An 11,319-nucleotide genomic window follows, 5' to 3' on the forward strand; every position below is an offset into this window, starting at 1 on the left:
GGCCTCCGGCCCCCGGCCCTCGGTTCCCGGCCTCCGGCCCCCGGCCCTCGGTTCCCGGCCTCCGGCCCCCGGCCCTCGGTTCCCGGCCTCCGGCCCCCGGCCCTCGGTTCCCGGCCTCCGGCCTCCGGCCTCCGGCCCCCGGCCCTCGGCTCTCGGGCCCGCAGCCCGCGGCCCTCGGCCCGGGGCCCGCGGCCTCCGGACCCCCGGCCCCCGGCCCCGGCTCTCGGGCCCCCGGACCCCCGGCCCCGGCTCTTGGGCCCGCGGCCCTCGGCCCGCGGCCTCCGGACCCGCGGCCCTCGGCCCCCGGCCCCCCCGGCTCTCGACCTTCGGCCTCCAGCTCTCGGCTCCCGGCCCACTCTTCCGGCTCTCGGACCCCGGACCCCCGGCTCCAGGGGCCCCCGGCCTTCGGCCCTGGCTCTCGGCCTTCGGCTCCAGGCCCCCGGTCTCCGAGGCCGGAGGCCCGGGACCCCGGAGGCCTAGGACCCCGGAAGCTCCTAAGGGCCCCTGGCCCGGGACCCCGAAGGCTCAGGACCCCGGAAGCTCCTGAGGGACCCTGGGTCGGGGCCCCGGTGGCTCGGGGAACCCGGAGACAGGGGGGACCACCGTCTCCTGGTCAGCCCTCGGAGAGACCGTCACTCGCGTGGCCCCCGCAAAGACGCCCCCCGCGCAGGGGGACCGCGAGGATGCGGGCATGGGTATACGCATGCTCCACCGCCGCACGGTTCTGCCCGCGGGCGTCGTCCCGGCGCTGTTCGCGCCGGTGCCCGCGGTGGCCGTGAGCGCGAGCACCGCTCAGTCGCCCGCGGCCCGCCGTTCCGGCCGCGCCCCCGAACCGGCCGTGCCCGCGTTCCGTGACAGCGAGGCGGCCCCGGCCGCACGCCGGGACACCCCTTCCCCGCCGGTGCTCGCCGACGGCACCGGACCGGCCTGCGCTCTCGCGAGCGAGTGCCAGTACGACGCGCAGAGCCTCGCCGGTGGCACGGCCGGGCAGGCCACGCCGCACCGGGCGGAGCGGCTCCGGCGCACCCTGGACCGGTGGGAGCTGGCCACCCTCGGCCCCCTGGTCACCGTCGCGGACGGCATCGCGGCCCTGCGCCTGCCGGACGTGGTCACAGGCTCCCGCGCGTTCCTGAGGACCCGCGTCCACGGCCTGAGCCTGTTCGGTCCCGTCCACGGTGAACCCCGCCGGGGCGGGCCCGCCGGGATGCCGGCCGGTTTGGGGGCGCACCCGCGGAACGGCCGGCTGCCCCGCTCCGGGCACGGCTGGCGGGTGCACAGTGTCGGCGCGTTCACGGGTACCGGCAGGACCTGCCGCATCGTCGTCCTGTCGCACGACAACCCGACGACGCCGTACGGAGCGCGCACCATCGAGCGCATCGCCCGGGCCGTCCACCGCGGCCTGGGCCAGGGGCGCGGCCTCGTCCGGGGCCCGGCCCCGCGGAGAGCGGTCAGCGGGGTGCCGGACGGTTCGGCTCCGTACGCGTGGCCGCCGGGCCGGGACGAACCGGAGCGGGACGCCACACCCTGACCCCGACGGCGTACAGCGCGAGGCCGAGGACGAGACCCGCGCCGGCGCCGAAGCACAGGGTCGGGATCAGTTCCCAGGGCTTCGCGCCCGAGCCGCGGTAGGCCCACCAGCGCGCGGCCCGCTGCGCGGCGGCGAGGACCGCGCAACCGCCGATCACCGCGGCCGCGAGCCACCGGTCGGTCCGTGACAGCGGTGGCACGCCCACCGGCTCGCCGGGCGGTGTCCGCCGCAGCGCGACGGCCACGAAGACCGTGATCACCACGGCCGCCGCCATCGAGGTTCCGTACTGCGCGAACGTGAACAGGGGCGTGCCCCCGACGTCGCGCCCCAGTACGGGCAGCAGCCGCACCCCCCACCGGTCGTGATGGGTGAACGCGTCCCACACGACGTGCGTCAGCGCGCCGACCGCCGCCGACGCGTACCACCACAGCGCCAGGGAAGCGCCGGGCTCCCGGCGGGCCGTTCCGCAGCGCAGCAGACCCGCGAGGCGCCCCTGACGGGTCCGTGGAAGCAGGGCCACCAACGGCTCGCGCAGGACCAGCCACACGCCCACGAGGACCCAGGCGACGAGCACGTCGAAGGTGAGGACACCGGTGAACGAGTGCGTGAAGTCGCCGAATTCCATCGCTCCGGGTACCGCACTCGCCGCGTAGTAGGTCATGTCGGGAGCGAAGGAGCCGGCCACCAGGACCGCCGGCACCAGTCGGCTCCGGCCGCTTCCGTCGCCCCGCACGGCGGGCAGTACGGCCGCCGCGTGGCTGAGAGTGAAGGGCAAAACGTCCCCCTGTGGCCGACCCCGGTCGAAGGCATGGCCTTCGGTGATCATCGAAGGCCATTATGAGAGACGCGTGAGAAGGTGCGGGCGGCCCGCTCGGGGTACGTGTCCCGGCGGACAAGCGAACATGGCCAACCGGTGAAAATCGGGCGCGAACGGGTGCCCGGGCGACGGAAGTTGTCGTAGGGTCACCTGCGTCACAGTGCCAGCGAACGCGCGGAGCGCGGACGGTCGTCCACGGGAGGGGTTCACTCAATGGCGGCGCATTTCGGCAGACTGCGCAAGGGAGCGGCGTCCACCGCCGTGGCCGCGGCAGCGGTCGCGGCCCTGTCCGCTTCCCAGGCACCCGGAGTGGCCACCGAGGACCTCGGCAGACAGGCGGCCGGCGCCCAGCCCTCCGCCGACGCGAGCACCGGCGGCGAGGGCGGGGGCGAGGGCGGAGCGACCGGCAACTCGCCCTACTACACCGACCTTCCGCCGCTGAAGAGTCCGAACCCGAGCCCGACGCCGACCATCGGGACGCCCGTCTCGGTGGGCGAGGCCGAGGCCGGCATACCGGCGACCGTGCTCGACGCCTACAAGCGGGCCGAGGCGTCCCTGCGCGAGTCGAAGCCGGGCTGCAACCTGCCCTGGCAACTCCTCGCGGCCATCGGAAAGGTCGAGTCCGGGCAGGCTCGCGGCGGCCGGGTCGACGCGAACGGCACGACGTACTCGCCGATCCTCGGCCCCAAGCTCGACGGCAACGGCTTCGCGCTGATCGCCGACACCGACAACGGCGCGTACGACGGCGACAGCGCGTACGACCGCGCCGTGGGCCCCATGCAGTTCATCCCCTCCACCTGGGCGTGGGCGGGCCGTGACGGCAACGGCGACGGCAAGAAGGACCCCAACAACATCTACGACGCGGCACTCGCGGCCGGCCACTACCTGTGCCGGGCCGGCCGTGACCTGTCCGTGCAGGCGCACATGAACGCGGCGATCCTCGGCTACAACAACTCGACGGCGTACCTCAACACGGTGCTGTCGTGGCTGGAGTACTACCGCAAGGGCACCCACGAGGTCCCGAACGGCACGGGCACGCTGCCCTCGCACAGCAGCGGCGGCTCCACGGGGAGCCCGGACCCGTCGCCGTCCACGCCCTCGACGCCCGACTCGAAGCCGGGCACCCCCAAGCCGGGCGGCGGTTCGACGAGCCCCTCCAAGCCGTCCACGCCGGGGTCCCCCTCGACCACGCCGCCTCCCACGCTGCCCACGCCCACCGAGACGGTGGACCACCTGGAGAACGCGGGCACCGGGAAGCTCACCGCGACGGCGGGCCAGTCCTTCGGCACCAAGGTCGCGGTGCGCACCGAGACCAAGGCGGGCAAGCCGGTCGCGAAGGTCCGCGTCCGGTTCCTGATCGTCGGAGACACGGACGCCACCTTCACCGGCGGCGAGAGCGTCGCCACGCTCGTCACCGACAGCATGGGCACGGCGACCGCGCCCGCGCTCGTGGCGGGCGAGAAGACCGGCGGCTTCACGGTCCGCGCCACCGTCGTGGGCCGCTCCCTGAGCGCCCTCGACTACGCGGCGACCGTCACCGCACGCCAGGCCGACGCCCTGACCCGCGTCGGCGACACCGAGCTCACCTGCGTGGCGGGCGGCGAGTTCGCCGACCAGGTCCAGCTGAAGGCCACGTACAAGGGCGCCGTCGCCGGGAAGGTCGCGGCCACCGCCACGCTCGTCAAGTCCGCGGACGACGCGACCGAGAACGACAAGGGCCCGTACTTCAAGGACGCGAACGGCAAGACGGTCCGCACCCTCACGGACCTCACGACCGACGCCGACGGCGCGCTCAAGCTCCCCAAGCTGTACGCGGACGACACGGCCGGCACGTTCCTGCTCCGCGTCACCACCACGGGCGGCGCGACGCTGACCGTCGAGCTGAAGGTGACCCCGGCCGCCTCGGCCACACCGTCCGCCTCGACCTCACCGTCGAGCACGACCTCACCGTCGAGCACGGCCTCACCGTCGAGCACGGCCACGCCGTAGCCCGGCACGGCCCCTCGTGGTCCCGTCGGGCCACCAGGGCCAGGGCCACGCGTGACCCCCGCGTCACCAAGGCGCCCCTCCGCTTCCGGCGGAAGGGGCGCCTTCGCCGTGTGCGCGACTGTTCTCATCTCGGCCCGCCGTTGCTACGGTGCCCGACCTGACGAAGCATCAGCTCCAGGTTCCGGGAGGTCCGCATGCGTGCCCTCATCGCCGCCGCGACCGGCCTCGCCGTGGCGCTCGCCCTGGTGTTCACCCTCACCGCCCTGGGCTCACCGGCCGGCAGCACGTCGCCGAAACCGCTGCTCACCACCGTCCCCAAGCATCCGTAACCCGCCGGGAGGGCCGTCCAGATGCGCCGCAAGGCCAGCCTGATCCTGCTCGCCCTCGCCGTGTTCTGCGCGGCGCTGTCCCCGCTGCTGCGCTGGTACGTCTTCCCGCGAGTGGCCAAGATCCCCGCCGGCCAGTACCAGGACATGGTCCTGGAGGCGAAGGACGCGACCCTGCTCGACTACGCCACCATGAAGGCGAAGAAGGTCCCCGAGGTCACCGTCGTGCAGACCCTCAGGGGCAACGTCGAGGCCTCCGAGCGGATCGAGCGGACGGCGGGCCGCGACGTCGTCGTCTGGGACTCCCTCTCCTATGTGCAGGGCCCCGACGGGAAGATGGTCTCCAAACTCCCCGAGCGCTACATCTTCGACGCCCACACCCAGGAACCCGTCCACGCGACCGGCGAGTCGGTCGACGGCGACCCCGTCCGGCGCGACGGCATCGAGTTCAAGTGGCCCTTCCGGACGGAGAAGCGGGACTACGAGTACTTCGACGCGCAGACCCGTACCTCGGCCCCCATCCACTACGAGGGCACCCGGACGTTCCGAGGCGTCGAGGTCTACTACTTCGAGCAGACGATCCCCTGGACGAAGGTCGCGTTCCCCAAGGTCATGCCCGTCCGGGGCATCACCGCGCAGTCGGTCGCGAGGACCGGCACGACACGCTGGTACACGACCGTCCGCAGGTTCTGGGTCGAACCGGTCACCGGGGCACCGGTCTACGGCGAGGAGATCCACAAGGAGGAACTGCGCGGCGGCACTCTGCTCGGCGGCCGCGCCGCGGTGACCGCCTTCTCCGGGCACGTAAAGATGCGCGAGGACTACATCGAGCACACCGTCGCCCTGGTCAAGTCCAACCGCACCCTGGTCCTGCTGATGACCTCCTACCTCCCCTGGGGCCTGCTGATCCTGGGCGCGGCCCTGCTGTCGCTCTCCCTCTACCTGGAGGCACGCGGCCGCCGCCCGGACGATCCCGCCCCCGACCGGGCCGCACGGCCCGAACCGGTCAGCGCCTGAGCCGCGCGTTCGTATGACGGGTCGGCTCGGCGGCCGCCGGGTCCTCGGGCCACGGATGCTTCGGATAGCGGCCGCGCAGCTCGGCCCGGACCGCCCGGTAGCCGTCCTTCCAGAAGGAGGCGAGGTCCGCGGTGACCGCCGCGGGCCGGCCCGCGGGCGACAGCAGATGGACGAGCACCGGCACACCGGCCACGGCGGGTGACTCCTGGAGGCCGAACATCTCCTGCAACTTGACGGCGAGGACCGGCTGTTCGGGATTGCCGTAGTCGACCCGGATCCTGGACCCGCTGGGCACCTCGATCCGCTCCGGCGCCAGCTCCTCCAGCCGGGCGGCCTCACCGGTGGCCCAGGGCAGCAACCGGGCCAGGGCCTGCCCGGCGTCGATCCGCGCCAGATCGGCCCGCCGCCGCGCGCGGCTCAGCTCCGGCTCCAGCCACTCGTCCACGCGCGCGTGGAGCGCGTCGTCGCCGACGTCGGGCCACGGAGCGCCGAGTCGCCGGCGCAGGAAGGCGAGCCGCCGGCGCAGCGCCTCGGCGTCCGGGGACCACCGCAGCAGCCCGAGCCCGTCCGTCCGCAGTCCCTCCAGCAGCGCCTCGCGTACGAGCCCGGGGTCGGCGTTCCTGAGCGGGCGCACGGCCAGCTCCACCGCGCCGAGCCGCTCGACCCGCCGCGCGACGACGTCGCCCTCGGACCAGTGGACCTCCTCGTCCTCGGCGGCGAAGCTCGCGGCGGCGCGCCGGGCCGTCCCCTCGTCGACGACCGCCCCGAGCCGCACGCGCGCGTGCCCGGCGCCGACGGGACGGTCGGCCACGGCGACGGCCAGCCAGGGCGCGTCCCGCAGGGCCGTGCCGTCGCCGACGTCGGCACGGGTCCCGTTCACCATCAGGTACGAGCCGCCCTGCGCCCGCGCGAGGCGCTCGGGGAACGCGAGGGCGGCGACCAGCCCCACGACGCGGTCGTCCCCGGGGCCGCCCCGGCCGCCCGCGTCCCCGCCGCCCGCGTCCCCGCCGCCCGCGTCCCCGCCGTGCGCGGACGAACCACGGGTGGGCGCCGGGGGCGTCTTCGACGGCAGGTCCCTCGGCGATGCACCCGGCAGGCCCTTCGGCAGGTCACGCGGCAGGTCGGGCGGCGGGTTCCGCGGCGCCTCGTTCACCGCGTCCCTGGCGGCCGCCCGCAGACGGCGCGCCTCGGTGCGCCAGCGCGCCGCGTACGCGTCACCGCCACGCCGGGCCGCCCGCCAGGCCGCCGCCAGATCGTCCCCGTACTCCCGCGGCGGCTCCTCGCTCAGCAGCGCGACCACGTCGGCCGCCCGGTCCGCGCCGACCTCGGGCGCCGCGTCCAGCAGCGCCCGGGCCAGTCGCGGGTGCAGGCCCAGCCGGGACATGCGGACACCCCGCGGGGTGGCCCGGCCCGCCGCGTCCACCGCGCCCACCGCGGACAGGACGGACCGCGCCGCCGCCATCGCGCCGGCCGGCGGCGGGTCCAGCAGCGCCAGGCCCGCCGCCTCCGGGTCGCCCCAGCAGGCCGCCTGGAGGGCGAACGCCGTCAGGTCGGCCACCTTGATCTCCGGCGCGGGGAAGCGCGGGAGCCGGGCGTCCTCCGCCTCGGACCAGCAGCGGTACACACGGCCCGGTGCCTCACGGCCGGCCCGGCCCGCCCGCTGCCGCCCCGCCGCCTGCGCGGCCCGCACCGTCGTCAGCGCGCTCAGCCCGCGCGCGTGGTCCACCCGCGGTTCGCGCGCGAGCCCCGAGTCCACGACCACCCGCACCCCGGGCACCGTCAGCGAGGACTCCGCGACGGAGGTGGCCAGGACCACCCGGCGCCCGGCGCCCGGCGCCAGCACCGCGTCCTGCACCGCCGCGGGCGCCCGCCCGTGCACCTGGAGCACGTCGGTCCCGCCGAGGTCCCCCAACTGCCCGGCGACCCGCGCGATCTCCCCCACGCCGGGCAGGAAGCACAGCACGTCCCCGTCGCGCTCGGCCAGCGCCCGCCGCACCACCGACACCACGTGCGCGAGCAGAGCGGGGTCGACCCGCATGCCGTGCGGCGGGCGTACGGGCCGGGCCGGAGGCGCCCAGACCACCTCCACCGGGTACGAGACCCCCTGCGCCTCCACGACCGGAGTCCCGCCCAACAGCCGGGCCCAGCCCTCCGCGTCGGTCGTGGCGGACGCGGCCACGAGCCGCAGTTCGGGACGGAGCGCGGCCCGGACGTCCAGGAGGAAGGCGGCCACCGTGTCGGCGTCCAGATGCCGTTCGTGGCACTCGTCGAGGACCACCACGTCGACGCCCTTGAGTTCCTGGTCCCGCTGAAGCCGCTGGAGGAGCACTCCCGTCGTGACGACCTCCACGCGCGCGCGTGGCCCCACGACCCGCTCGCCGCGCACCGTGTAGCCCACGTTCCCGCCGACCTGCTCGCCGAGCAGCCAGGCCATCCGACGGGCCGCGGCCCGGGCCGCGATCCGCCGCGGTTCGGCGACCAGCACCCGGCGCGCCGGGCCCCCGCCGACGAGCCCGGCGAGGACCAACGGCACGAGCGTCGTCTTGCCGGTGCCCGGCGGGGCGCACAACACCGCCGTACCGTGCTCCTCCAGGGCGTCACGCAGCGCGGGCACGGCGGAGCGGACGGGCAGCCGTTCGAGGGCGTCGGTACGGATCACGCCCCCAGTCTCGTACGAGGTCGCGTACGGGCGTCAAACACGTCGCGCGCGCGTATGCACCGCACGCGCGCGTGCGGTGCATACGGACACGCCCCGCGGAACGGGGGAGCCCGGGGTGAACGCCGGGGGCGGTCTCAGTCCCGCAGGCACACGAAGATCGCGGTCCCGGGGATCAGGTTCCCGCGCAGCGGGGACCAGCCGCCCCACTCCTGGGTGTTCCAGGCGGGCCACTCCGGCTCGACGATGTCCAGGAGCCGGAAGCCCCCGGCCACCACGTCACGCACCCGGTCGCCCACCGTCCGGTGGTGCTCCACGTACACCGCGCGGCCCTCGTCGTCCTGTTCGACGTAGGGAGTGCGGTCGAAGTACGAGGCGGAGACCGTCAGCCCTTCCGGGCCCGGTTCGTCCGGGAACGCCCAGCGGACCGGATGGGTCGCGGAGAAGACGAAGCGGCCGCCGGGACGCAGGACGCGGTGCACCTCGCGCAGCACCCGCACCGGGTCGGCGACGAACGGCAGCGCCCCGTACGCGGAGCACGCGAGGTCGAAGGAGCCGTCCGCGAAGGGCAGCGCGCCCGCGTCGGCCTCCACCAGCGGCACCCCGCCGCCGATGCGCAGCGCGTGCTGGAGCTGGCGGTGGGAGAGGTCCAGGGCGACCGGCCGGGCGCCCTGGGCCGCCAGCCAGCGCGAGCACTGGGCCGCGCCGGCGCCGATCTCCAGGATGTCCTTCCCCTTGAGGTCCTCCGGTGGGCCGAGCAGCTCGGCCTCCACCTCGTCGAGACCCTCGGGGCCCCACACGAAGCGGTCGTCCCCGAGGAACGTGCCGTGCTCGATCTGGTAGTCGTCCGCGTTCCGGTCCCACCAGCCGCGGTTGGCGCGGGAACTCTCCGTGACGTCCGCGTCGCGTCGGGTGGCTTCGGGTTCGGACTGCTCGGGCTCTTGGATGATCGGCTCCCTCGTATTAATCTGCGGGCTCGGCCCTTCGACCCGCCTCGGGGGTGTCACGGCAGGGGCCGGCCAGGGCCCGCGTGGCCTCATGAGACAGGTCTTGTGCCGGGAATGCGGCGATCCGCCCCGGGTGTGCGCCTTCGCGCATTGACCCTGCCCGGCTGCCCCCGTATGCTACAAGTTGCGCTGCGGGCCTGCGCACCTCAGACGTAGCAGGCTGCGCTCGCATCTGTATGTATGTCCCCTCGGTTTTCGGGGCGCCACCGGTGGTGTTCGCAAGAACACGGTCCGGGATGGGCGCTTCCTTGGCTGTCCGGCCTTATGCAGAGCGAAACGGGCTCCTGGCGCAAGCAGTACCTACGACTCACTGTCCGTACCGGAGCCCTTTCCCACATGACGAGCAGCACCGAGACCACCTCTACCACGCCGCAGGTAGCGGTCAACGACATCGGTAACGAGGAAGCCTTCCTCGCCGCGATCGACGAGACGATCAAGTACTTCAACGACGGCGACATCGTCGACGGCGTCATCGTGAAGGTCGACCGGGACGAGGTCCTGCTCGACATCGGTTACAAGACCGAAGGTGTCATCCCGAGCCGCGAGCTCTCGATCAAGCACGACGTCGACCCCAACGAGGTCGTCGCCGTCGGTGACGAGATCGAAGCCCTTGTTCTCCAGAAGGAGGACAAGGAAGGCCGCCTGATCCTCTCGAAGAAGCGCGCCCAGTACGAGCGCGCCTGGGGCACCATCGAGAAGATCAAGGAAGAGGACGGCATCGTCACCGGTACCGTCATCGAGGTCGTCAAGGGTGGTCTCATCCTCGACATCGGCCTCCGTGGCTTCCTGCCGGCCTCCCTCGTCGAGATGCGCCGTGTCCGCGACCTCCAGCCCTACGTGGGCAAGGAGCTCGAGGCCAAGATCATCGAGCTGGACAAGAACCGCAACAACGTGGTCCTGTCCCGCCGCGCCTGGCTGGAGCAGACCCAGTCCGAGGTTCGCCAGACGTTCCTCACGACCCTCCAGAAGGGTCAGGTCCGCTCCGGCGTCGTCTCCTCGATCGTCAACTTCGGTGCCTTCGTGGACCTGGGTGGCGTCGACGGTCTGGTGCACGTCTCCGAGCTCTCCTGGAAGCACATCGACCACCCCTCCGAGGTTGTCGAGGTCGGCCAGGAAGTCACCGTCGAGGTCCTCGACGTGGACATGGACCGCGAGCGCGTCTCCCTGTCGCTCAAGGCGACGCAGGAAGACCCGTGGCAGCAGTTCGCCCGGACGCACCAGATCGGTCAGGTCGTCCCGGGTAAGGTCACCAAGCTCGTCCCGTTCGGTGCGTTCGTCCGCGTGGACGAGGGCATCGAGGGTCTGGTCCACATCTCCGAGCTGGCCGAGCGCCACGTGGAGATCCCGGAGCAGGTCGTCCAGGTCAACGACGAGATCTTCGTCAAGGTCATCGACATCGACCTCGAGCGCCGCCGCATCAGCCTCTCGCTGAAGCAGGCCAACGAGGCCTTCGGTGCCGACCCGGCGTCGGTCGAGTTCGACCCGACCCTGTACGGCATGGCCGCGTCGTACGACGACCAGGGCAACTACATCTACCCCGAGGGCTTCGACCCCGAGACCAACGACTGGCTCGAGGGCTTCGAGTCCCAGCGTGAGGTGTGGGAGACGCAGTACGCCGAGGCGCAGACGCGGTTCGAGCAGCACCAGGCTCAGGTCATCAAGTCCCGCGAGGCGGACGCCCAGGCCGAGGCCGAGGGTGCCAGCACCTCCAGCGCGGCTCCGGCCGCCTCCGGTGGCGGTTCGTACTCCTCGGAGTCGGACGACACCTCCGGCGCCCTGGCGTCGGACGAGGCCCTGGCTGCCCTGCGTGAGAAGCTCGCCGGCGGCCAGAGCTGAAAGGCTCCCCGCTAGGCAGTAGCTGAAAGAAGTGGGGGGGCGCCCCGGAGGGGGGGGGGGGGGGAGCCAGGGGGGGGGGGTTCGGGGAGGTGGGGGGGGGGGTGAGGGTGTTGTTGGTTTTGGTGTGGGGGGGGGACGTGGTG

8 protein-coding genes are annotated in these 11,319 nt (G+C 73.8%); 5 read left to right on the forward strand and 3 right to left on the reverse strand.

Going from position 1 to position 11,319, the window contains the following annotated elements; genetic code table 11:
- The first annotated feature begins 691 nt into the window (after window positions 1-691).
- The gene (locus ACFV2J_RS41485) at window positions 692-1,528 is read left to right on the forward strand and encodes a hypothetical protein (RefSeq protein ID WP_385443657.1); all 837 of its coding nucleotides are present in this window, start codon (window positions 692-694) and stop codon (window positions 1,526-1,528) included.
- On the opposite strand, the gene ACFV2J_RS41490 is transcribed toward ACFV2J_RS41485, so the two are convergent.
- Window positions 1,449-2,303, reverse strand: coding sequence for a DUF4184 family protein (locus tag ACFV2J_RS41490; RefSeq protein ID WP_385095431.1), 855 nt, complete (start codon window positions 2,301-2,303; stop codon window positions 1,449-1,451). The two genes, ACFV2J_RS41485 and ACFV2J_RS41490, sit on opposite strands and share 80 nt — an antisense overlap.
- 255 nt (window positions 2,304-2,558) lie before the next feature.
- On the opposite strand from ACFV2J_RS41490, the gene ACFV2J_RS41495 reads away from it, so the two are divergent.
- The 3 genes from ACFV2J_RS41495 (at window position 2,559) to ACFV2J_RS41505 (ending at window position 5,677) form a co-directional block, all read left to right on the forward strand.
- Window positions 2,559-4,334: a lytic transglycosylase domain-containing protein gene (locus ACFV2J_RS41495; protein ID WP_385443661.1), complete on the forward strand. Its 1,776-nt coding sequence runs from the start codon at window positions 2,559-2,561 to the stop codon at window positions 4,332-4,334.
- Between the two features lie 194 nt (window positions 4,335-4,528).
- Window positions 4,529-4,663, forward strand: coding sequence for an SPW_0924 family protein (locus ACFV2J_RS41500; protein WP_385095437.1), 135 nt, complete (start codon window positions 4,529-4,531; stop codon window positions 4,661-4,663).
- A gap of 21 nt (window positions 4,664-4,684) precedes the next feature.
- Entirely contained in the window at window positions 4,685-5,677 is a 993-nt protein-coding gene (locus ACFV2J_RS41505) for a DUF3068 domain-containing protein (RefSeq protein WP_385095440.1), read from the forward strand.
- On the opposite strand, the gene ACFV2J_RS41510 is transcribed toward ACFV2J_RS41505, so the two are convergent.
- Entirely contained in the window at window positions 5,667-8,336 is a 2,670-nt protein-coding gene (locus tag ACFV2J_RS41510; protein ID WP_385443665.1) for an ATP-dependent RNA helicase, read from the reverse strand. The two genes, ACFV2J_RS41505 and ACFV2J_RS41510, sit on opposite strands and share 11 nt — an antisense overlap.
- Window positions 8,337-8,470: 134 nt before the next feature.
- Window positions 8,471-9,373: a class I SAM-dependent methyltransferase gene (locus ACFV2J_RS41515; RefSeq protein WP_385097610.1), complete on the reverse strand. Its 903-nt coding sequence runs from the start codon at window positions 9,371-9,373 to the stop codon at window positions 8,471-8,473.
- A gap of 303 nt (window positions 9,374-9,676) precedes the next feature.
- On the opposite strand from ACFV2J_RS41515, the gene rpsA reads away from it, so the two are divergent.
- Entirely contained in the window at window positions 9,677-11,176 is a 1,500-nt protein-coding gene (rpsA, locus tag ACFV2J_RS41520) for a 30S ribosomal protein S1 (RefSeq protein ID WP_168527616.1), read from the forward strand.
- Window positions 11,177-11,319: the final 143 nt, after the last annotated feature.

Source organism: Streptomyces sp. NPDC059668, from assembly GCF_042734135.1.
GTDB lineage: Bacteria > Actinomycetota > Actinomycetes > Streptomycetales > Streptomycetaceae > Streptomyces.